20 protein-coding genes are annotated in these 20,368 nt (G+C 64.5%); 13 read left to right on the top strand and 7 right to left on the bottom strand.

The features are described from left to right. Positions 1–84 precede the first annotated feature (84 nt). Positions 85–1,002, top strand: coding sequence for an NAD-dependent protein deacetylase (locus tag HWE04_RS08900; protein WP_241812168.1), 918 nt, complete (start codon positions 85–87; stop codon positions 1,000–1,002). Here the strand turns inward: HWE04_RS08900 and HWE04_RS08895 are convergent. Next, entirely contained in the window at positions 929–2,494 is a 1,566-nt protein-coding gene (locus HWE04_RS08895; RefSeq protein ID WP_241812167.1) for an MFS transporter, read from the bottom strand. The two genes, HWE04_RS08900 and HWE04_RS08895, sit on opposite strands and share 74 nt — an antisense overlap. Before the next feature lie 21 nt (positions 2,495–2,515). Next, positions 2,516–2,995, bottom strand: a complete 480-nt coding sequence (locus tag HWE04_RS08890; RefSeq protein WP_006465026.1) for a GlcG/HbpS family heme-binding protein — start codon at positions 2,993–2,995, stop codon at positions 2,516–2,518. Positions 2,996–3,138: 143 nt separating this feature from the next. On the opposite strand from HWE04_RS08890, the gene HWE04_RS08885 reads away from it, so the two are divergent. Both HWE04_RS08885 and HWE04_RS08880 read left to right on the top strand, forming a co-directional pair. Further along, positions 3,139–4,050 carry a LysR substrate-binding domain-containing protein gene (locus HWE04_RS08885; protein WP_241812166.1) on the top strand — a complete coding sequence of 304 codons (912 nt, stop codon included), beginning with the start codon at positions 3,139–3,141 and terminating at the stop codon, positions 4,048–4,050. Positions 4,051–4,257: 207 nt separating this feature from the next. Further along, a complete protein-coding gene (locus tag HWE04_RS08880; protein WP_241812165.1) occupies positions 4,258–5,112 on the top strand; it encodes a MetQ/NlpA family ABC transporter substrate-binding protein in 855 nt (284 codons plus the stop codon). Positions 5,113–5,216: 104 nt separating this feature from the next. Here HWE04_RS08880 and HWE04_RS08875 read toward each other — a convergent pair whose 3' ends face one another. Continuing rightward, entirely contained in the window at positions 5,217–6,557 is a 1,341-nt protein-coding gene (locus HWE04_RS08875; RefSeq protein ID WP_241812164.1) for an LLM class flavin-dependent oxidoreductase, read from the bottom strand. A gap of 247 nt (positions 6,558–6,804) precedes the next feature. On the opposite strand from HWE04_RS08875, the gene HWE04_RS08870 reads away from it, so the two are divergent. The 5 genes from HWE04_RS08870 to HWE04_RS08850 all read left to right on the top strand — a co-directional run bounded on the left by HWE04_RS08870 (position 6,805) and on the right by HWE04_RS08850 (position 11,794). Continuing rightward, a complete protein-coding gene (locus HWE04_RS08870) occupies positions 6,805–7,833 on the top strand; it encodes an Lnb N-terminal periplasmic domain-containing protein (RefSeq protein ID WP_241812163.1) in 1,029 nt (342 codons plus the stop codon). Between the two features lie 141 nt (positions 7,834–7,974). After that, positions 7,975–8,838 (top strand): ABC transporter permease subunit, encoded by an 864-nt coding sequence (locus HWE04_RS08865; protein ID WP_241812162.1) that lies wholly within the window; start codon positions 7,975–7,977, stop codon positions 8,836–8,838. Continuing rightward, positions 8,838–9,587: an ABC transporter ATP-binding protein gene (locus HWE04_RS08860; protein WP_182992823.1), complete on the top strand. Its 750-nt coding sequence runs from the start codon at positions 8,838–8,840 to the stop codon at positions 9,585–9,587. Before HWE04_RS08865 ends, HWE04_RS08860 begins: the two co-directional genes overlap by 1 nt. A gap of 48 nt (positions 9,588–9,635) precedes the next feature. Further along, positions 9,636–10,652: an NrtA/SsuA/CpmA family ABC transporter substrate-binding protein gene (locus tag HWE04_RS08855; RefSeq protein ID WP_241812161.1), complete on the top strand. Its 1,017-nt coding sequence runs from the start codon at positions 9,636–9,638 to the stop codon at positions 10,650–10,652. 20 nt (positions 10,653–10,672) lie between these two features. Further along, positions 10,673–11,794, top strand: a complete 1,122-nt coding sequence (locus HWE04_RS08850; RefSeq protein WP_241812160.1) for an LLM class flavin-dependent oxidoreductase — start codon at positions 10,673–10,675, stop codon at positions 11,792–11,794. Positions 11,795–11,869: 75 nt separating this feature from the next. On the opposite strand, the gene HWE04_RS08845 is transcribed toward HWE04_RS08850, so the two are convergent. Further along, the gene (locus tag HWE04_RS08845; protein WP_241812159.1) at positions 11,870–13,159 is read right to left on the bottom strand and encodes an O-acetylhomoserine aminocarboxypropyltransferase/cysteine synthase family protein; all 1,290 of its coding nucleotides are present in this window, start codon (positions 13,157–13,159) and stop codon (positions 11,870–11,872) included. Between the two features lie 267 nt (positions 13,160–13,426). Here HWE04_RS08845 and HWE04_RS08840 point away from each other — a divergent pair, with 267 nt between their 5' ends. Together HWE04_RS08840 and HWE04_RS08835 are read left to right on the top strand one after the other, a co-directional pair. Next, positions 13,427–14,302, top strand: coding sequence for a CmcJ/NvfI family oxidoreductase (locus tag HWE04_RS08840; RefSeq protein ID WP_241812158.1), 876 nt, complete (start codon positions 13,427–13,429; stop codon positions 14,300–14,302). Beyond that, positions 14,299–14,919 (top strand): 2-hydroxychromene-2-carboxylate isomerase, encoded by a 621-nt coding sequence (locus HWE04_RS08835; RefSeq protein WP_241812157.1) that lies wholly within the window; start codon positions 14,299–14,301, stop codon positions 14,917–14,919. Before HWE04_RS08840 ends, HWE04_RS08835 begins: the two co-directional genes overlap by 4 nt. Here the strand turns inward: HWE04_RS08835 and HWE04_RS08830 are convergent. After that, complete coding sequence (locus tag HWE04_RS08830) at positions 14,909–15,802, bottom strand: LysR substrate-binding domain-containing protein (protein WP_077235522.1); 894 nt, start codon at positions 15,800–15,802, stop codon at positions 14,909–14,911. The two genes, HWE04_RS08835 and HWE04_RS08830, sit on opposite strands and share 11 nt — an antisense overlap. A 183-nt stretch (positions 15,803–15,985) precedes the next feature. Between HWE04_RS08830 and HWE04_RS08825 the strand changes: the two genes are divergently transcribed. Beyond that, positions 15,986–17,197 (top strand): MFS transporter, encoded by a 1,212-nt coding sequence (locus HWE04_RS08825; RefSeq protein ID WP_241812156.1) that lies wholly within the window; start codon positions 15,986–15,988, stop codon positions 17,195–17,197. An 11-nt stretch (positions 17,198–17,208) separates the two neighbouring features. On the opposite strand, the gene HWE04_RS08820 is transcribed toward HWE04_RS08825, so the two are convergent. Beyond that, positions 17,209–18,873, bottom strand: a complete 1,665-nt coding sequence (locus tag HWE04_RS08820) for a fimbrial protein (protein WP_241812155.1) — start codon at positions 18,871–18,873, stop codon at positions 17,209–17,211. A gap of 36 nt (positions 18,874–18,909) precedes the next feature. Between HWE04_RS08820 and HWE04_RS08815 the strand changes: the two genes are divergently transcribed. After that, positions 18,910–19,437, top strand: a complete 528-nt coding sequence (locus HWE04_RS08815; RefSeq protein WP_039876786.1) for a fimbrial protein — start codon at positions 18,910–18,912, stop codon at positions 19,435–19,437. 91 nt (positions 19,438–19,528) lie between these two features. Here the strand turns inward: HWE04_RS08815 and HWE04_RS08810 are convergent, their stop codons facing one another. Continuing rightward, on the bottom strand, positions 19,529–19,681 hold the full coding sequence (locus HWE04_RS08810; RefSeq protein ID WP_241812154.1) for a hypothetical protein: 153 nt from the start codon (positions 19,679–19,681) through the stop codon (positions 19,529–19,531). On the opposite strand from HWE04_RS08810, the gene HWE04_RS08805 reads away from it, so the two are divergent. Then, positions 19,665–20,363: a fimbrial biogenesis chaperone gene (locus HWE04_RS08805; protein ID WP_241812153.1), complete on the top strand. Its 699-nt coding sequence runs from the start codon at positions 19,665–19,667 to the stop codon at positions 20,361–20,363. The genes HWE04_RS08810 and HWE04_RS08805 overlap by 17 nt on opposite strands. The last annotated feature ends 5 nt before the right edge of the window (positions 20,364–20,368 follow it).

Genomic DNA, 20,368 nt, shown 5'->3' with positions numbered 1-20,368 from the left:
TCGGGAATTGGAAATGCCCCGGCGGCCGACGCGCCGGACCGATTTCGCGTACGCTGCCGGTTGTCATTGTCCAGCGAGTTTCCCATGAGCCAGAGTCTGAGCCTGCCCGAGGACGGGGCGCCCACCGTCATCGCTACCGTCACTGCTACCGTCGCTCCCCATGCCGACCCCTTGTCGGCGCTGGCGCAGTGGCTGCTCTCCCATCGCAAGGTATTGGTACTGACCGGCGCCGGTATCAGCACTGCATCCGGCATTCCCGATTATCGCGATGACGCAGGCGTGCGACGTGGCCGCCTACCCATCCAGGGCAGCGAATTCCGCCAGTCCGAAGCCGCCCGCAAGCGCTACTGGGCTCGCAGCATGCTCGGCTGGCCACGCCTGGCCCAGGCCCTGCCCAATGCGGCCCACCAGGCACTGGCGCAGTTGCAGGCAGCCGGCCACCTGGGCGCAATCCTGACCCAGAACGTCGATGGCCTGCATCAGCAGGCCGGCAGCCGCGATGTGCTGGAACTGCACGGCAGCATTCATGCGGTGCGCTGTCTGGCCTGTGGCACTCCCTATGGTCGTGCCGGGATCCAGGCGCAGCTGGAACGCAGCAACCCCGCCTTTGCCCAGCTGCAGGCAGAAGTCCTGCCCGATGGCGATGCCCAGCTGGAGCCCGATGCCGACGACGCCGCCTTCCACGTTCCCGCCTGTACTGCCTGTGGCGGCATGCTGCAACCGGACGTGGTGTTCTTCGGCGATGGCGTGCCGGCTGCGCGCAGCGCCCAGGCCGAAGCACTCGCCCGTGACTGCGATGCCATGCTGGTGGTGGGTTCTTCGCTGATGGTGTTGTCGGGTTTTCGCTTTGCGCGCATGGCGGCCGCCGCAGGCAAGCCGGTGGCGGCCATCAATCGCGGTCGTACCCGTGCCGACGAACTGCTGGCCTTCAAGCTGCAGGAGGATGCCGAGTCGGTGTTGCCGCGTCTGGCGGCACGACTGCTGTCACAGCCGCTTTCCTGATCGACCACAGTACGATGGCCGCTGCCATCAGCGCCAGCAGCGCGGCCGCAGCAAAGGCATGCGCAAAGCCCTGGGCATAGGCATTTCGCGCCAAGGCCAGCACCGCCGCCTGCCGTTCGCCATAGCCCTGCGCTGCCTGCACCATGTCGCCGGCCATCGCCCGCGCCACGAACTGGGCCGCGTGTCCGGGCGCCTCTTGCATGCCCGCCATCCCCGTCAGCATGCGGCCACGCGCTGCCTCGGCCAGTACTGCACCCAGGCCCGCAAAGCCGGCCAGCACACCCGTGAAGCGCGAGGTGGTACTGATGCCGGAGGCCATGCCCGCGCGTTCTCGCGGCACATTGCCCATGATGGCCTTTTGCGTCTCGCCATTGAGCAGGCCACCGCCGCTTCCCAGCACTGCCATGCCGAGGATCACCAGCATCTGCGATCCCGATCCGGCCGCCCACATCATCAGCAGGTTGCCCAGCGCCGTCACGCCCAGTCCCAGCGCCAGCACCCGCGCCGAGGACAGGTAATGACCCAGTCGTCGCCCCAGCTGCGGCAACAGCAGCATCGCCAGTGCGAAGGGCAGCATGCCCAGGCCGGTCTGCAGCGTGTTCAGGCCGCGTGCATTTTGCAGGAACAGCGGCAGCAGCGACGCCATCACCTGGGCCGAGGCCGCATAGGCGAACATGGCCGCCACTGCCGCCACGAAACCGGCATGACGGAACAGCGACAGCTCCAGCATCGGATGCGCGCAGCGGCGCTCCCAGGCGATGAAGAGCAGGAATAAAAATGCGCCACCCAGACCACGGGCGACGCAAACAACGCTGGTCCACCCCTGTTCCGGACCCGTGATCAGGGCCCAGGTCAGGAGGAAGACCGCGCTGGAGAAAGACAGGATGCCCAGCGGATCCAGCGGACGCGGCAGCGGATTGCGTGACTCCGGTACCTGCCGTCCTACCGCCATGCCCAGCAACAGGCAGACCGGCAGGTTGATCCCGAACGCCCAGCGCCAGCCCAGCAGGGTATTGATGACGGCGCCGATCAGCGGCGCCAGCACCATGGTCAGGCCCATGATGACGCCCCACACCGCCCAGGCGCGTGCGCGCTCGCTCTCGTCATGGAAGGCATGGCCGATCACCGCCAGCGAAGGCGCCAGCAAAAAGGCTGCACCCACCCCCTGCAGCGCGCGGGCCGCATACAGGGCCTGTGCCGTGGGAGCCAAGGCACAAAGCAGCGAGGCCAGCGCGAACAGCGCCAGCCCGCCCCGCAGCACGCGCTTGCGGCCATAGCGGTCCGCCAGGGCACCGGCCGGCAGCAGCAGCGCGGCAAAGCACAGCACATAGCTGCTGACCACCCATTCCACCTCGCTGAAGGACGCCTGCAGCTCACGCGCCACCGTGGGCAGGATGATCCCGACCACGTTGGTGTCCAGTACCGTCATGGCACATCCCAGCGAACCGGTCAGCAGGATGCGGCCAGCGGTGGAGGAGAAGGGCGAACGCATGGCGGCGCGGGCGAGAGGGGCTTACTTCAACGCCGCCACGCCGGCCTTGGCGATGTCTTCATCATGCTGCGGGGTGTCGGCCGACACGCCGATGGCCCCCACCACCTGACCGTCGGCCACCAACGGCAGGCCGCCGCGCATCAGGACAAAGCCGCGTGCCGTGGCGGCCGCCGGGCGGTTGCCGTTGATCGCATCTTCCAGCGCGCCGCTGGGACGGCGAAACAGTGCTGCAGTACGCGCCTTGCCCGGCGCGATCTCGACTCCGGCCGGTACGGCCGCGTTGTCCATGCGCACCAGCGCCACGGGCAGACCGGCGGCATCCACCACCGAGATCACGCAGGGCCAGTTTTCCGCCTGCGCCTTGGCCTGGGCAGCCTGCAGCACCTGTTGTGCAGCGGCCAGCGTCAGCACCGGCTGGGTCGGCAGGGTGGCGGCAGCCGCTACATTGGCAGCCAACAGGCTGGAGAGGGCCAGGGCGAGAAGTCGGGTCTTGATGATCATGGAATTCCTTTTCTGAAATGCGAGAGGGGAGAGGGTTCATTGAACCAGTCTCTATAATTCACTTCAATAATCATCAACCGCGACTTAATTAGTTTTAAACTAATTCAAGACATCGCCGCCATCCCTCATGCCGGAGCAAGCCCGTGGACCTACGACACCTGCGTTACTTCCTGACCGTCGCCGAAGAACTGCACTTCGCCCGTGCTGCCGAACTGCTGGGCATTGCGCCACCCACGCTGTCGGTGCAGATCCAGGAGCTGGAACGCCAACTGCAGGTCCAGTTGTTCGCCCGCACCAAGCGCTCCGTATCGCTGACCTCGGCCGGTCGTGATTTCGTCGAGCAGGCACGCGCGGTACTGGCACGCTTCGACCAGGCCATCGACGTAGGTCGCCGTGCCGGGCGCGGCGAGCTGGGCCGGGTCGAAATCGGCTATGTGGGATCGGCGGTATTCGGCGGCATCCTGCAGCAGCAGATCAGCGCCTTCCGCCGTCAGTGGCCACAAGCCACGGTACATGCCCGCGAGTGGCCGATGGCGCAACTTTCCGACGCGCTGGAGGAGGGCAAGGTCGACATCGCCTTCCTGCGCATGCCGGTGCCGCTGGGCGGCACCCTGCAGTCGCAAGTCCTGTTGCGCGACCGCTTCTGTCTGGCCCTGCCCGCTGATCATGCACTGGCAAGCCCGGACGCTGCCGTGCGTTCACGGGCCCTGGCCGGAGAATCCTTCATCCTGCCCGAGCAGGAGCTGGGCAGTCGCGAGGTCTGGCGCCGCGGCGGTTTCGAGCCGCGCAGCATGAGTCGTCCAGGTGGACTGCTGGCGGTGCTGGCCGAGGTATCGGTGGGCGCGGGCGTGGCGGTGGTGCCGGGGGTATTGACCTCGGTGGTGCAACTGCCCAATGTCTGCTATCGGCCGCTGGCGGGCAGCGCTATCGTTTCCGAGGTGGCAGCCGTATTCCGTCGTCACGAACGCGCGCCGGCGGTGCGCAACATGATCGCGGCGATCCGCACCAGCAAGCCGCTGCAGGTTCACGGGCCCTTGAACACATCTCGCAACTGATGACGACATGAGTTCCGGCCAGGACACTGGCTTTGTATATTCTTATCCGTTTTCCTTCGTTCATTCGGACCGGTTCGCGGCCACATAATCCTTGGTCGGTTTCACCTCCCAAGGAAATCATCCGCATACGCCACCCGCCACATTTCCACGCCAATGTGATGCAAGTTGGCGGCGGGTATTTCCGCGATCCACTGAAGGAAGTCCATCATGCTCAAGCAACTTGCCGGCCTGCTGCTCATCGGCGCTGCCGTGATTGCCGGCGCCCACGCCGCGCCCCCTGCCACGCCCGAACGCGAACTGAAGATCGGCTTCGTCCCCGGCCCCTACATCGACGAATTCAAGCTGGGCGTGCAACCCGAGCTGCAGAAGAAGGGCTACAAGATCCGCTACTATGAGTTTTCCACAGGACTGGAAGCCAACAGCGCCGTCTTCAAGGGCGACATCGATGCCAACGTGATGCAGCACTCGGTATTTCTGGCTTCCTACAATGAGCGCAACAAGACCGACCTGGTGGGCATCGTGCAGGTGCCTACGCCCCCCATGGGCCTGTATTCGCGCAAGCACAAGGACCTGAACAACCTGAAGAAGGGCTTCACCGTCGCCGTACCCAACGACCCGGTCAATCTGCAGCGCGCCCTGTGGATACTGCAAAGGCTGGGCTGGATCCGCATCCGCGAGAACAAGCCGGTCGACGTCACCGAACTGGACGTGGTGGAAAACAAGGTCGGCCTGAAACTGGTGCTGCTGGAGAATGCCCAGGGTCCACGCGCGCTGGATGACGCCGATTTCGCCGCCGTCCAGGGCAACTTCGCCATCTTCGCCAAGCTCAAGCTGTCCGAGGCCTTCATCCTGGAAGACATGAAGCCGCCCTACATCAACGTGGTGGCCGTCAGGAAGACCCGCCAGGACGAGACCTATGCCCGCGATATCGTCCAGGCCTACCGTTCCGACTATTTCCAGAAGGCCATCCGCAGCGACCGCTTCTATGACGGTTTCACCCTGCCGGATTATTTCAGCAGCAAGGACCAGGACGACAAAAACCTCAAATTGGGCAAGAACTGATCGGCGCATTGTCCCGCCGTTGCCACCCGGCTGCCATCAAACAAAAGGCTCGCTCCCGGTCGTTCCAGGGCGAGCCTTTGCTCTATTGTGCTTGATCCGGAGGCTCAGGCCGCCCTGGCCTGGCCACCGGTGCTGGCAGGATGTACGAGTCCGAAATGGGAACGCAGGGTCTTGCCCTCGTAGTCGCGACGGAACAGTCCGCGTTGTTGCAGCAGCGGCACCACGCCATCGACGAAGTGCTGCAGGCCATCCGGCAGGGCATCGGGCATCAGGTTGAAACCGTCGGCGGCGCCGGCCTTGAACCACCGTTCGATGTCATCGGCAATCTGCTCGGGCGTGCCGACCAGTACCCGGTGACCGCCGCCACCGCACAGGGCACGGATGACATCGCGCACCGTGTGTGGCCGCCCCTTCACCAGCGACAGCGTGGCATGGAAGAAGGTGTGGTTGCCATTGCCGCCACCGGGCAGGGCCAGCTTGTCCGGCAGTGGCCGATCCAGGTCCAGGCTGTCCACTGGCACCCCGAGGATGCCGGCCAGGCGCTTCAGGCTATAGCTCCAGGGAATGTTGTCGATCAGTTCGTCGCGTCGGCGCAGGGCCTCGGCTTCGGTGGCCCCGATGATGGTGGCCAGCCCCGGCAGGATCTTGACCGCATGGGGGCCGCGTCCGAGCTGTGCGGCGCGGGTATTGATGGCGCGGCTGTAGGCCAGCGATTCTTCCACGGTATGGGCCGCCGAGAAGACCGCCTCCGCGTGACGTGCGGCCAGCTCCTGGCCATCCCCCGATCCGCCGGCCTGTACCAGTACCGGCTGGCCTTGCGGCGTGCGCGGCAGGTTCAGCGGGCCGTGCACCTGGAAGTGGCTGCCGCGATGGGCGATGGGATGCACCCGGCTGTCATCGATGAAACGACCGCTGAGCTTGTCGGCCACCAGCGCCTCGTCTTCCCAGCTGTTCCATAGCGACTTCACGACCTGGGTGAATTCATCTGCACGCGCATAACGCGCTGCATGGTCAGGAACCTTCTCCAGCCCGAAATTGCGGGCCGATGCGACATCGGCGGTGGTGACGATGTTCCAGCCGGCGCGGCCGCCGCTGACATGGTCCAGTGTCGCGAAGCGGCGTGCGATGTTGTACGGCTCGTTATAGCTGGTGGAGGCCGTACCGATGACGCCGATATGGGTGGTCGCGGCCGCCACCGTGGCCAGCAGCACCGTAGGCTCCAGCGCCGTGATGGGACGAAAGTCGATCTGCTCGATGATGGCCGCGTTATCGGCCAGGAACACCGCATCGAATTTGGCCGCCTCGGCGATGCGCGCCACCTTGACGTAATGCGCGGCATCGATGAAGGCCAGCGGATCGGCGTGCGGCAGGCGCCACGCCGACGGGATGAAGCCGGAATGCAGGATATTGACGTTCAGATGCAATTGCCTTGGGGGCTGGCTCATGGGGGCTCCGGGGAGGGGAACGACTCGTGACACGTGCACAGGCTCAGGCCATACGCAAGTAAGACCGACCGGTCGCGCTCCATGGAGGCATTCCTGATGATGGGAAACCCGACGATTCTGTGCCGGCCACCCCGGCGGCAGCCACGAATATATCCGCATAAACATATGCGCGCGGGACGGCTACAATGCCCGGGAGCGAGGGGGAGGGACCCCGACGCCAGATCAATAACAAGCGTGCGTGACGTCAATGAGCCTTCTTTTTATCGTATTGCTGATCGTGCTGGCCTGCCTGGTGCTGGGGCTGGCGGCCTGGGGTGGGTTTGCGCTCTGGTACCAGTGCCCTGGACCGCGCTGGGCGCGTCTGCTGGTGATGGCGACATGGAGTCTGCCAGCGCTGGTCACCCTGGCAAGCCTGGGAGCATGGGCCGGGCCAGGTGGCGCATCGCCCTGGGGGCCGCTGGCCTTCGTGCTGGCGCTGGTGGTGTTGCTGTGCTGGTGGCGCGGCATCCGTGCTTCCCATGATCGGGTCTGGGCCGACGATGTGGCCTGCATGCTGGTCTCGCAGGTCACGGGTGATCGCGTCAGACTGGACAATGTACGCAACTTCGAATGGCGCAGCGAGACCGATTACGATGTGCGCTGGGAGTCGCGTGACTACGATCTGTCGCAACTGGTCTCGGGCGACCTGCTGCTGTCCTACTGGATGGGGCCGGCGATTGCGCACACCCTGGTTTCCTTCGGGTTTGCCGATGGCCGGCGCCTGGTGTTTTCGCTGGAGATCCGGCGCGAACGCGGCGAATCCTTCTCGGCCCTGGGCGGCTTCTTCCGCAAGTTCGAGACCGTGATCGTCGCCGCCGACGAGCGCGACATCGTCCGTACCCGCACCAACGCCCGTGGCGAGGACGTCTACCTGTATCGCCTGCAACTGCGCCCCGACCAGTTGCGCAAGGTCTTCCTCGGATACCTGGAACGCGCCGCGCAGGTGCGCGCCACACCGCGCTTCTACAACACCCTCACCAGCAACTGCACCACCATCGTCTTCGAGTTGGCGCGCCGTCTTTCTCCCACCTTGCCGCTGGACTATCGCCTGCTGCTCTCCGGTTATTTCGCCCGGTACGTGTACGACCACGGGGTAATGACGCCCGGCTACCGCTTCGAGCAACTGCGCGAGGCCGGCCGGATCACCGGACGGGCTTTGCAAAGCGGCCCGGGGGACGACTACAGCAAGCTGATCCGGCGTGGCGTGCCGGGGGTGGGCGAAGACGAGCTCCGCTGAAGCTGCGCGACGAAGTCCAAATCCGTTTACCAACTATCCAAGCATAAAATCATTCGTATTCGCTCACCGCGAAGCTGATTAGCATTTCCTTCCTGCGCCACTCTGGTTGCGCATCCTGAAACGTCAGAGAAGGAAATCCCCATGTCCGAAGCGGTGAATCATTTCCCCCTGCCGGCAGCTGCCGAGTCCTCCCCCGTGCGCCGATCGAGGCGACTGCGTCCCTTGCAAGAACTCGGCAACCGCAGTCTGTTCCTGCTCTCCTGGGCCGCACCGCTGCTCCTGCTGCTGCTCTGGGAAGCCTTCGCCCGTGCCGGTGTGCTCTCGCCGCAAGTGCTGCCGGCGCCCAGCAAGGTATTGCAGACCGCCTGGAACCTGATCGGTCAGGGCCGCCTGCTCTCCGACCTCGGCGCCAGTCTTCTGCGGGCTGCCGCCGGCTTCGTCATCGGCGGTAGCCTCGGCTTCGTGCTGGGCACCCTGGTCGGCTTCTCGCGGCTGGCTGAAGCCCTGTTCGACCGTAGCGTGCAGATGGTGCGCGCCGTCCCCTTCCTGGCGGCGTTACCGCTGGTGATCGTGTGGTTCGGTGTGGGCGAGGGCGGCAAGGTGTTCCTGGTGTCGCTGGGCGTGCTGTTCCCGATCTATATCAATACCGTGCTGGGCATCCGCCAGGTCGATCCCAAGCTGCTCGAACTGGGCCGCGTGACCGGGCTCTCCAACTGGACCCTGATCCGTCGCATCGTGCTGCCCGGTGCCTTGCCCTCGATCCTGGCCGGGGTGCGCTATGCGCTGGCAGTGGCCTGGCTGGCATTGGTGATTGCCGAAACCATTGCCGCCAATACCGGCATCGGCTCACTTGCCATGGATGCGCGTGAATTCCTGCAGACCGACGTGATCGTGCTGACCATCGTCATCTATGCCGGCATCGGTGTGGTCTCGGATGCCATCGCCCGCCTGCTGGAGCGCCGGTTGCTGGCCTGGCATCCCAACTACGCCGCCAAGGGGAAATGATGAGCACCACCACCCAACCCATGCATCCGGCCGGCATCGATGAGATTGCCGTGCAGGTCGCCGGTCTCAAGCGCCGCTATGGCCAGCGCACCGTCATCCAGGGCTTGAACCTGCGCATCCATCGCGGTGAGTTCGTGGCCCTGCTGGGTGAGAGCGGTTGCGGCAAGACCACCCTGCTGCGCGCCCTGGCGGGGCTGGACGCCATCGATGGTGGCCGCATCGACGGTCCGGCGCAACCGGCCGTGGTGTTCCAGGAACCGCGCCTGATCCCGTGGGACCCCTTGTGGCGCAACGTTTCCCTGGGGCTCGATGACAAGAGCGGCAAGCCGCTCGCACAGGCGGCGCTGGAAGAAGTCGGCCTGGGTGGCCGCAGTGAGGATTGGCCCCGCAATCTCTCCGGCGGCCAGGCCCAGCGCGTGGCGCTGGCACGCGCCCTGGTGCGCGAGCCTCGTCTGCTGCTGCTGGATGAACCCTTTGCCGCCCTGGACGCCCTGACCCGCATCCGCATGCATGCCCTGGTGCGCCAACTGTTGGCGCGCCATCGACCCGGCGTGCTGCTGGTCACGCACGATGTCGATGAAGCCATCGTCCTGGCTGACCGCATCCTGGTCATGCGCGATGGTGCCATTGCCAGCGATCACCGCGTCGCGCCGGAAGCCGCCCACCATCGCGCCCACCCGGCGGCCGAAGCCCTGCGCACGCAATTGCTGGCCGAGCTGGGCGTGGCGGCTGCCGATGCGCTGCATTAATAGCGATCTAATGCCGATCTGATTTCCCTTCACCATCACTGAATGCTCATGACCCAAGACGCCAAGTCCGCCCATCACCATCATCGCCATCGTCGTCTTCTGTTGCAGGCGGCCGCAGGCGCCGCCGCCCTGGGTGCCGTCGGTGCTCCCACCGTGGCGCTGGCCGCCGGTTCCTCTCGCAATACCGATACCGTGCGCCTGGCCTGGGGCAAGGGCGGTCTGCCCGGTATCGCCCGCACCCGTGGCGAATTCGAAAAGACCCTGGCCCGCGATGGCATCAAGGTGCAATGGGTGGGGCCTTTCCCCAATCACGCGCCTTCGCTGCAGGCGGTCACCGGCGGTAGCGCCGACTTTGGTTTCGGCGGCAGCACCACGCCCGCGCTGGCGGCCATGATCGCCGGCTCGCCGCTGGTATTCACCCAGTTTGCCGTGGTCGAGCCACGCAGCACCGCCATCATCGCCAAGGATGGTTCGGGCATCACCAAGGTCAGCGATCTGGTCGGCAAGACCGTGGCGGTAAACCGCTCGGGCCTGGGCGAGTTCCTGCTGGTGGCGGCGCTGGAAAAGCATGGCATCGCCCGCGACAAGGTGCAGTTCGTCTATCTCAATCCGCCGGATGCCGGTCCGGCCTTTTCCCAGGGCAAGGTCGATGCCTGGTCGATGTGGAGCCCGGGCGTGGACATTGCGCGGGTCGAATACAAGGCGCATGACGTCTTCTTCGAAGGCCGCGATCTGGATTTCCTGATCGACTTCAACTCCTACGTCACCCATCGCAAGTTCGCGCAGCAAAACGCCGACATCGTGCGCGCCGTCAATGCCGCCTATCGCGCCGAGGGCGAGTGGATCAGCATGAATCCGCGCGAGGCCGAGATCCTGGTGCAGAAGGATGCCGGTTATTCGGACGCGGTACGCGATTCGCTCATCAAGCTGGCGCGGCGCTGGGAATTCCATGGCGCCGATGACGCGAAGTTCATCGCCACCTTCCAGGGAGCGGCCGATTGGTTGGCCGCACGCAAGATCCTGCCGCAGAAAGTGCAGGTGAGCGATTACATCGTCAAGGTCTGATTCATTTCAAGGAGAGAAGCATGAGCGTCAACTTCATCGGCATGGTCACCACCAACAAGAATTCGGAGATTCATGCTCCGGTGGGGCCCGCCATCGATATCGATTACCTGCAGCGTTTCGCGCGTGCCCACGAAGAGGCAGGTTTCGACCGGGTGCTGGTGCCGTATCACTCCAACGGGCCGGACGCCATCCTGACCATTGCCCAGGTGGCTGCCGCCACGCGACACATCAAGCTGATGCTGGCACACCGGCCCGGGTTCGTGGCGCCCACGCTGGCGGCCCGCCAGTTGGCCACGCTGGACCAGTTCAGCGGTGGGCGGCTGGGGGTGCACATCATCTCCGGCGGTTCCGACGTCGAGCAGCGACGTGACGGTGACTTCCTCGACCACGACCGGCGTTATGCCCGTACCGATGAGTACCTGGAAGTCCTGCGCAAGGTGTGGACTGCCGGCGAGCCCTTCGATCATCACGGCGAGTTCTATCGCGTCGAGCAAGCCTTTTCCGAGGTCAAGCCGGTGCAGCAGCCGCATATCCCGATCTTCTTCGGTGGCGCCTCCGAGGCCGCCATTCCGGTGGCAGGACGGCATGCCGACATCTATGCCTTGTGGGGCGAGTCACTGGACCAGGTGCGCGAGCTGACCGGGCGTGTGCGAACCGAAGCGGCTCGGCATGGGAGGGAGATCAGTTTCTCGGTTTCCTTCCGTCCCATCCTGGCGGCCACCGAAGACGCTGCCTGGGAGCGTGCCGAACGTATCCTGTCCGAGACACGCCGCCTGCGCTCCGGCAATGGCAGCCGTCATCCGGCCCAGACCGGGCCCCAGGAAAGCGTGGGCGCACGCCGCCTGCTGGCCGCCGCAGAAAAGGGGGATCGGGTCGATCGTCGCCTGTGGACCGCCATCGCCCGCGAAACTGGTGCCCGCTACAACTCCACGGCCCTGGTCGGTACGCCCGGGCAGGTGGCCGAGGCGCTGCTGGATTACTACGACCTGGGCGTAACGACCTTCCTGATCCGCGGCTTCGATCCGTTGGAAGATGCCCTCGACTACGGTCGCGAACTGATCCCGCGCACCCGCGAACTGGTGGCAGAACGCGTGCGCCAGAAACTGGAGAAACAGCAAAAGCAGCAAAAGCAGGCCGCCTGATTGTTCCGGCCGCAACGTGACAGTGGCTCCGCATTGCGGAGCCACTGTTTTTTTGCGGAGATGAAATGCCTGTCGTCAGGCCGACTGCAAAGCCTGTTCCAGATCGGCCAGCAGGTCATCGATATGCTCGATGCCGATGGACAGGCGCACCGTATCCACGGTTACGCCGGCCTTGTCCAGTTCCGCCGGCGACAGCTGGCGGTGTGTGGTGGACGCCGGATGCGTGGCCAGCGACTTGGCGTCGCCGATGTTGACCAGCCGCGTGAAGAGCTGCAGCGCATCCTGGAAGCGTGCGCCACCTTCGCGACCGTTGGCCACGCCAAAGGTCAGCACGCCCGAAGCGCGACCCTTGAAGTATTTCTGCGCCAGTTGATGATCGGGATGGCCTTCCAGCCCGGCATAGTTGACCCAGCGCACCTTGGGATGGCGTTTCAGGTATTGCGCCACGGCCAGGGTGTTGGCGGTGATGCGGTCCAGGCGCAGGGCCAGGGTCTCGATGCCTTGCAGGATCTGGAAGGCATTGAACGGCGACAGCGCCGCTCCGGTATTGCGCAGCGGCACCACGCGTGCGCGACCGATGTAGGCGGCCTCGCCCAGTGCTTCGGTATAGACCACGCCGTGATAGCTGACATCGGGCTCGTTGAGTCGCTTGAAGCGTTCCTTGTGCTGTGCCCAGGGGAACTTGCCGGAATCCACGATGGCACCGCCCAGCGTGGTGCCGTGGCCGCCCAGGTATTTGGTCAGGGAGTGCACCACGATGTCGGCGCCGTGTTCGAAGGGACGCAGCAGGTAGGGCGTGGCCACCGTGTTATCCACGATCAGCGGGACGCCATGTCGATGCGCGATGGCGGCCACGGCCGCGATGTCGGTGATGTTGCCCAGCGGATTGCCGATGGATTCGATGAAGATGGCCTTGGTACGGTCGTCGATCAGGGGTTCGAAGGAAGCCGGCTGGCGTGGATCGGCAAAGCGCGTGGTGATGCCGAACTGCGGCAGGGTATGGGCGAACAGGTTGTAGGTGCCGCCGTAGAGCGTGGAGGCCGAGACGATGTTGTCGCCCGCCTCGGCGATGGTCTGGATCGCATAGGTCACAGCCGCCTGGCCGGAGGCCAGTGCCAGCGCGGCGATGCCGCCTTCCAGGGCCGCCAGGCGCTTTTCCAGCACGTCCTGGGTGGGGTTCATGATGCGCGAGTAGATATTGCCCTGGACCTTCAGGTCGAACAGGTCGGCGCCATGCTGGGTATCATCGAAGGCGAATGCCACCGTCTGGTAGATCGGCACGGCCACGGCGCGCGTGGTCGGATCAGGGTCGTAGCCACCGTGTACGGACACGGTCTCGAATTTCCATTGTGGGTTGTCTGCCATGTTGTCTCTCTCTTATCGTTGAACGGGGATGCCGGAAGGGATACCACACCGAGACCCTAGCGCGACGGCGGGCGGGGCGCCAAGAAATGATTCGTCATATGCATATGCGGCGACGGATGATGCCGGTCGCAACAGCGTGCGATCTTGGTCATCATGCCGTTTCGCATTCCCATCGCGCATGCGTAAGATCAAATTAGTCGTTTGAACAGGTTTTGCTGCACTGCTTCAATGGCTTTACCAACAGCCATTCTTGAATCAGGAGCCAGTATGGAAACGACTACTTCCCACCTGCCCGCCGACATGAGTCACGCTGATGCCAGGCGCGGCGTGCGGGCACGCCTGAGCTATCTCGCCAGTCATGCCCGTGACCCGGTCAGCTATGCCTGTACGCCGCCCCCTGGCGTTCCCTGGGAGAGCGCCGACTACACCGTGCACGACACCTTCATCGCTGATGTCGGCGCCTGGCGCGATCTGGATATCGATATCAACGGGTTCGAATTGCGTGACGCCCCCACGGCCTTGCGCAATCCGGGCGATGCCGACGAGATCGAGGCGATCTGTTATGCCGAGGCGGTGGAGCTGGCATTGGAGGTGACCGGTGGCACCCATGCCTATGTCTTCGATCACCTGGTGCGCGAGCGCGACCCTGCACGCGCGACGCTGGATTTCGGGCGCGCCGCCCGTGGTGCCACGCCGGCAGCCAACGGTCGCATCCACAACGATTACACCGAGGTATCGGGGCGCAGGCGCCTGTCCATGGTCTTGCATGATTCGGACCTGATTCCCTTTGCCCGGCACTTTTCCATCATCAACATCTGGCGCAGCCTGCGCGGCGTGATCGAGGACACGCCGTTGGCCGTGGTCGATGCGCGCAGCGTGGCACGCGAGGATCTGGTGCGGGGCGAAGTACGCTATCCGCATCGCACGGGCGAAATCTATCTGATGCGCCACAACCCCGCGCATCGCTGGTGCTATTTCCCGCAGATGGATCGTCACCAGGCCCTGGTGTTCAAGCAGTTCGATTCGCGCACCAGCGGGGTGGCACGCTTCACCCCGCATACCGCTTTCGACCTGCCCGACATCCGGCCCGGGGCTCCCTTGCGTCAGAGCCTGGAAATCCGCTGTCTGGTGGTGCATGCATGAGCGTGTCAACTCCCGTGATCGAATACTGGTTCGACTTCGGCAGCAACTACAGTTACCTGAGCACGCTGCGCATCGAGCAGGCGGCGCAACTGGCCGGCGTATCCGTGCAGTGGCGGCCCTTCCTGCTGGGGCCGGTGTTTCGCGAACTGGGATGGAGCACGTCTCCCTTCGTGTTGCAGAAGGAGAAGGGCGAGTACACCTGGCAGGACATGGCCCGCCAGTGTCGCAAGTATGGTCTGCCGTGGCGGCGTCCCAGCCTCTTTCCGCGACCGGCCGTGCTGCCCACGCTGGTTGCCCTGGCGGGGTCCGAGACGCACTGGGTGGGTGGCTTTTGCCGTCTGATGATGCATCTGAACTTCGCCGAGGACCGCGACATCGACAGCGCCGGGACGGTCGCTGAAGTGTTGACGGCGATGGACCTGCCCGTGGCGTCCCTCCTGGAGGGGGCGCAGTCCGCAGACAATCGCGCCCGCCTGCGCGAGCAGACCGTGCTGGCCCGTGCGCGAGGCATCTTCGGCGCGCCTACCTTCTTCGTCGGCAAGGAGATGTTCTGGGGCAACGACCGGCTGGACGACGCATTGGCCGCCTGCAGGGAACCAGCCAGCTTCAGCCCGTGAGGCTGGTCCCGGCCTCGTTGCGTATCCAGGCGGCGACCTGCTGTACTTCGCGGCGGGCTGCAGGGGTGGCCTGGATCATCCAGTAGGCGTAGCCATCCTCGTCCTGCGCCCGTGCTTCGCCCAGCAGCACCAGCTGGCCGCTGGCCAGTTGCGGTCCGATCAGTTCGATGCGGCCCAGCGCCACGCCCTGTCCGGCCAGTGCCGCCTGGATCACCATGTCGTACTGGTTGAAGCGCAGCATGCGGTGCTTCTTCTTCCATTCGCCATGGTCCAGCCAATCCTTCCAGCGCAGGCGCGGGTTGGCTTGTTCGAATTCGATCAGGGTGGTATCGGCCGGCAGCTTGCCTTGCTTGAGCAGCAGGGGGTGCGCCACCGGTGCCACCGATTCCCCGAACAGGCGGATCGCTTCCGGCGGCGTCTGGGCGCGCGTGGTGTAGCGCAGGGCCAGATCGATGCCTTCGTGGCGCAGGTCGATCACGCTGTCACTGGCCGCCACCCGTACGTCTATCCCCGGCACCTGCTGCTGCAGTCGCGACAGGCGCGGCAACAGCCATAGCCCGGTCATGCCGATGCTGGCGGTGATGGTCACCGGACGGCTTGCCTGGGCGGCGCGCAGTTCGCCGATACTGTCCTGCAGTTGCAGCAGCATCGCATCACAGCTGCGGAACAGCCGCTCACCGGCGGTCGTGAAGGAGATTGCGCGGTGGTGGCGGTGCAGCAGGGCGGTTCCCATGAATTCTTCCAGCAGATGGACCTGACGGCTCACCGCCGACTGGGTCAGGAACAGGTCTTGTGCCGCCAGCGTGAAGCTCATGCGGCGGCCCACGGCGACAAAGCCACGGATCAGGTCCAGCGGCGGCAGCTTGGCGAGAGGGAGTGTCATGGCGGTCGGCAAGGGGAGCAGGTCGGATACGCTATTGAAGCATAGTCGTGCATCCTCGTGGGCATCCGGTGTCCATCATTTCGCATTCCATTTTGGAATGGGTAGTCGTGCCGAAGTCATTTGAATGCGCTCTCTTTTCAGAGTCAAATTGCATCATTCATCTATCCAGGATCGCCTCTTGCCATGAGCCATGCTTCTGTGAGCCACAAACGTCTCTGGGCCGTGCTGGCCGGTGCCGCCATCATGAGCATGGCGCTCGGATCGCGCCAGACCTTCGGCCTGTTCATCAGTCCCTTGTCCTACGATCATGGCCTGCCGGTGACCCTGGTCGCCTTCGCCATCGCCTTGCACAACCTGGTATGGGGTGCGGCGCAGCCGCTGGCCGGGGCCATGACCGATCGTCATGGCCCAGCGCCCGTGGTGGCATTCGGCGCGGTTTGCTATGCCATCGGCCTGGCGTTGACGGCACTCGCCCCCAACGGCGCCTTGCTGGTCTTGGGCATGGGGGTCTTCATCGGCGTGGGTATCAGTTGCACCAGCTTCGGCGTGGTGCTACCGGCGGTGGGACGCAGCGTACCGCCGGAACGGCGCAGCAGCGCCATGGGGCTGGTCAGTGCCGGTGGCTCACTGGGCCAGGTACTGATGTTGCCGCTGGTGCAGGCTTTGCGCGCTGCCTCGGGGATCAGTCTGGCGCTGCTGGTGCTGGCCGCGCTGGTCCTGATGGTGGCGCCGCTGGGGCTGGTGTTGCGCTCCCCAGCGATCCGTACGCCGGTCATGCCGCGCCAGGAGGGCGGTTTGCGGCGGGTGATGGTGCAGTCACTGCGGCACCGTGGCTTCCAGTTGCTGACCCTGGGATTCTTCGCCTGTGGATTCCAGCTGGCCTTCATCGCCACCCACCTGCCGGGCTATCTGGAGCTGTGCCACATGCCCACCGGCCTGGCGGCGACGGCGCTGGCGCTGATCGGCCTGTTCAACATGGCCGGCAGCTGGACCTGCGGCTGGCTGGGCGGTCGCTATCGTCCGCAGCAGGTGCTGGGCTGGCTGTACCTGGTGCGTAGCACCGCGATCGGATTGTTCTTCATCGCCCCCAAGAGCAGTCTGTCGGTGACCCTGTTTGCCGCAGTCATGGGGCTGACCTGGTTGGGCACGGTCCCGCTGACCACGGCGCTGGTGGCACGCCTGTTCGGTCCGACCCACATGGGCAGCTTGTTCGGCGTGTGCTTCCTGAGCCACCAGATCGGTTCCTTCCTCGGCGCCTGGCTGGGGGGCTGGATGCTGGAACTGAGTGGATCGTATTCCTTGCTGTGGATGGCCACCTTCGTGGTGGGAATCGTCGCGGCGCTGCTGCATTTTCCCATCGATGATGGCCAGCCCGGGCGACTGAAGGCCGCTTAGGACCGAGACCTTCACTGCACCTTTACGATGACATAGGCGGTCGAGAACACTCTTCCCGGTGTGACGGTCTGCCCCGGCAGTTTCTGCAGCGTCGCCGTCAGGCGCTTGTTGATCGTAAATTGTTCGACGGCTGCAGCGGGCGACGACGGGCTGGGAGGACATCGTTCCTCGGTTGCCCTCAGCCGATACCAGCCGGCATTGCGGCCGGACGGGAAGGACTGCGACAGCCACTGGCCGGTCACCGATGAACTCAGGAACTGCATCTCCTGTTGATTGTCTGCATCGCTCAGGCCTATCCCCACTCCCTTGGCCAGCGACGGGTCGGTGCCGTAGTTGTCCGAAAGCAGATAGCGTACCCCCTGACTCTGATTCACGTAGCCCAGCAAACGGGCAGCCGCCAGCGCCCCCGGTGAAACCTGGAGGCCGAAGGCGGTCTGGTTGTCATCCGTGCCGGCGGCGAAAGGCGGCTTGCTACCGATGCCCTCGTCGCAGCGGAATGAGAGCGTGAATTCCACCTGGCGCGTCTGCCCCAGATTGAGCTCGGTTTCCGAGATCGGCGGGAACACCACTTCCGGTGTCACATTCTGGACCACGCAAGAGGGCAGCACGCTCAGTGTTGCGCCCATGCGCATGCCGAATGCAATGCCATTGGCCGCGCCAAAGAACAGGTAGCGATAGGCATGGTCTTCACCATCGTCATCCATGTCGCCGCTGGCACGGTTATAGCCGGGACCGCGCAGCATCAGGTAGCCATTGGGCTGGGTGCACTCATACGCGACGGCGGCCCAGCGCGTGTTGTCCGGTGCGCCACTGCACCAGTTGCTGGTTCCGGTGCCCGGTGTCAGGTCCGATACCCTCGCCACCTCGGCCTTGATTGGACTGAGGTGACGGGCGCGGATCAGGATCTTCCTGGTGGCCTGATCGACATCATAGGTATCGAGCTTGCTGGACTGGTAATAGCGGGAAAGGATCTTGCCCGAGCGCAGATGCGTGAGGCGGATCGCAACCCCGGGAAACCATGTGCGATAGAAACCATGGAGGCCATCCTTGATACCTATTTCGGCATAGCCACCGACCCTGTCATCACCGTTGGTGGAAAAGACTTCATAGATCTGGTCGGCATCGGCCAGGTCGCAGGTCCAGAGCAGGGTATCGCCGTTGATGCCGGCCGCTTCAGCGGCGCTGGCCACCGCGCTGCCCAGTATGCTGCCTGGTGGCTGGATCGCCGTACTGGCCAGATTGATACGGCCGAACCAGAACTGGGCAGAGCCGCCGTCACTGAGCGGCGCGAACGGATAGGCGGCGCGGTTGTTGCGCTTGCAGATTGCTTCTGCCGTCGGTGCCAGTAGCAGCCACAGGGAAAGCGTCATCAGCAAAAGCTGCATCGTGCGCGCGCGATGGGGATAGTGAGGAAAGAGGGACATGGGCGATCGGGTGGGGAATGGGGAAAGGGAAAGGGTGGGAAGGAGACCCCAACCATCATCGCTCCCCGCGCTGCGTCGGTGAATGGGCCTGACCCGCAATGCGCATGGGCCGATGCCTAGCGCAGCATATGGGATTTCGCCCATGCCGCAATCAGACTTCGCCAGCCCGTCGATGGGCGTGCGCCGATCCTCTGGATGCCCGCTCTTGCCTAAGATGCGATCGGTGCAGGGCGCTTCGGTCGGCGTCTGCATTTTCTTTCGGTCGGCCGAATCCTTTTGGGGGTAAACATGAAAAAGTATCTTGCAATCCTGATGTTGGTCTCGCCATCCCTGGTGCTGGCGGCCGGCAATACCATCAGCTTCCGTGGCCAGGTCAGCAAGCAGACCTGCCAGGTGATGGTCGATGGCGCCACCAATCCGGTGGTGCTGCTGCCCACGGTGGCTGCCGGCGACCTGGTGGCCGCTGGCAGCGCCGCCGGTGAGACCCCCTTCGTGGTCAGCGTGAGCGGTTGTACGGCATCGGCTTCGGATTCACTGAAGATCAAGACCCAGTTCCTGGCCAGTTCCGCCACCGGTGGTAACAACATCCCCAACCTCGGCAGTGCCAAGAACGTGGCACTGCAATTGCGTGCCGGCATGGGCGGAGAAGCCATCAAGCTGGTCGGCGGAAGTGCCGTCTCGGTTGATGGCCTGGAGATCGCCACGGGCGCCACCAGTGCGTCGCATACCTTCTCCGTGCGCTACATCTCAGAGGCTGGCTCGGCGGGAGCCGGTTCGGTCATCGGATCGGTGCAGTACGCGCTGGACTACCTCTGACCTGCGGGCCGGGCCGCCCTTCGGGGCGGCTGCCTTGCAGCGTCGCCGCTTGTTGATCATCTCCTTCGCTACCTTCAGGCCCGGTGCAGATTCAATCCACGCGTCTCGCAGATTGAATGTGAACCGGCGCCAGCTTTGTCGCTTCACCTTCGCCGCCGCTGGATCGCCGCCGCGGTGCCTTTTCCGTTTTGAACATGAAAAAAGCAAGCTTGCTCGCAGGGCTCATCATGGTGTTGGTATTCATCGCAAGCGCCCAGGCCAGCGTGACCATGCTTGGTACGCGCATCATCTATCCGGCCGATGCCAGCGAACAGGCGCTGCGTTTCAGTAATCCGGACGATCACCCCAATCTGGTCCAGGTGTGGCTCGACGATGGTCGCAGCGGCGATGCCCATGCCTTGTCCTCGCCGTTCCTGGTGATTCCGCCGGTGTTTCGGGTAGAGCCGCATGGGGGGCAGATGGTGCGATTGTCGTATGTGGGTGCAGCGTTGCCACAGGATCGGGAGTCCCTGTTCTTCCTCAATTTTCTCCAGGTGCCGGCCCTGAAGGCTGATTCCGTCGGGGAAAACCAGCTGGTGCTCACCGTACGCAGCCGCATGAAACTGTTCTACCGACCGACGGCACTGGCCAGCGAGGCCGATGCTGCGCGGGCGCCGGATGGCCTGGCATTTTCCATCGATAGTACGGGCAGTGCTGCCACCGTCGTTGTCGATAATTCCAGTGCCTACCACGTCGTGGTGCAGCAGGCGACGCTGCTGCAGGGAGAGCAGCAACAAGCGCTGGCGCGGGCCACGGTGATCAGTCCGTTCCAGCAGTTGCGCTGGCCGCTGACACGTGTGCCGGTGGAACGCACGGACCTGCGCATGCAACTGCGCATCGTCAATGATTTCGGGGCGGAAGTCGTGCGCGACTACCCACTGCACTGACGAGA

The sequence above is a fragment of the Herbaspirillum sp. C7C2 genome, from assembly GCF_022627865.1.
Classification (GTDB): domain Bacteria; phylum Pseudomonadota; class Gammaproteobacteria; order Burkholderiales; family Burkholderiaceae_D; genus Herbaspirillum; species Herbaspirillum frisingense.
Note: the sequence above shows the minus strand (reverse complement) of the source record. Positions and strands in the feature narration are given on the sequence as shown.

What these genes read in the sequence shown, in the direction of transcription:
- HWE04_RS08900 (WP_241812168.1), top strand. Translation starts at nt 85, where the DNA reads ATGAGCCAGAGTCTGAGCCTGCCCGAGGACGGGGCGCCCACCGTCATC.
- HWE04_RS08895 (WP_241812167.1), bottom strand. Translation starts at nt 2,494, where the DNA reads ATGCGTTCGCCCTTCTCCTCCACCGCTGGCCGCATCCTGCTGACCGGT.
- HWE04_RS08890 (WP_006465026.1), bottom strand. Translation starts at nt 2,995, where the DNA reads ATGATCATCAAGACCCGACTTCTCGCCCTGGCCCTCTCCAGCCTGTTG.
- HWE04_RS08880 (WP_241812165.1), top strand. Translation starts at nt 4,258, where the DNA reads ATGCTCAAGCAACTTGCCGGCCTGCTGCTCATCGGCGCTGCCGTGATT.
- HWE04_RS08875 (WP_241812164.1), bottom strand. Translation starts at nt 6,557, where the DNA reads ATGAGCCAGCCCCCAAGGCAATTGCATCTGAACGTCAATATCCTGCAT.
- HWE04_RS08870 (WP_241812163.1), top strand. Translation starts at nt 6,805, where the DNA reads ATGAGCCTTCTTTTTATCGTATTGCTGATCGTGCTGGCCTGCCTGGTG.
- HWE04_RS08865 (WP_241812162.1), top strand. Translation starts at nt 7,975, where the DNA reads ATGTCCGAAGCGGTGAATCATTTCCCCCTGCCGGCAGCTGCCGAGTCC.
- HWE04_RS08860 (WP_182992823.1), top strand. Translation starts at nt 8,838, where the DNA reads ATGAGCACCACCACCCAACCCATGCATCCGGCCGGCATCGATGAGATT.
- HWE04_RS08855 (WP_241812161.1), top strand. Translation starts at nt 9,636, where the DNA reads ATGACCCAAGACGCCAAGTCCGCCCATCACCATCATCGCCATCGTCGT.
- HWE04_RS08850 (WP_241812160.1), top strand. Translation starts at nt 10,673, where the DNA reads ATGAGCGTCAACTTCATCGGCATGGTCACCACCAACAAGAATTCGGAG.
- HWE04_RS08845 (WP_241812159.1), bottom strand. Translation starts at nt 13,159, where the DNA reads ATGGCAGACAACCCACAATGGAAATTCGAGACCGTGTCCGTACACGGT.
- HWE04_RS08840 (WP_241812158.1), top strand. Translation starts at nt 13,427, where the DNA reads ATGGAAACGACTACTTCCCACCTGCCCGCCGACATGAGTCACGCTGAT.
- HWE04_RS08835 (WP_241812157.1), top strand. Translation starts at nt 14,299, where the DNA reads ATGAGCGTGTCAACTCCCGTGATCGAATACTGGTTCGACTTCGGCAGC.
- HWE04_RS08830 (WP_077235522.1), bottom strand. Translation starts at nt 15,802, where the DNA reads ATGACACTCCCTCTCGCCAAGCTGCCGCCGCTGGACCTGATCCGTGGC.
- HWE04_RS08825 (WP_241812156.1), top strand. Translation starts at nt 15,986, where the DNA reads ATGAGCCATGCTTCTGTGAGCCACAAACGTCTCTGGGCCGTGCTGGCC.
- HWE04_RS08820 (WP_241812155.1), bottom strand. Translation starts at nt 18,873, where the DNA reads ATGCAGACGCCGACCGAAGCGCCCTGCACCGATCGCATCTTAGGCAAG.
- HWE04_RS08815 (WP_039876786.1), top strand. Translation starts at nt 18,910, where the DNA reads ATGAAAAAGTATCTTGCAATCCTGATGTTGGTCTCGCCATCCCTGGTG.
- HWE04_RS08805 (WP_241812153.1), top strand. Translation starts at nt 19,665, where the DNA reads ATGGTGTTGGTATTCATCGCAAGCGCCCAGGCCAGCGTGACCATGCTT.
- HWE04_RS08810 (WP_241812154.1), bottom strand. Translation starts at nt 19,681, where the DNA reads ATGAATACCAACACCATGATGAGCCCTGCGAGCAAGCTTGCTTTTTTC.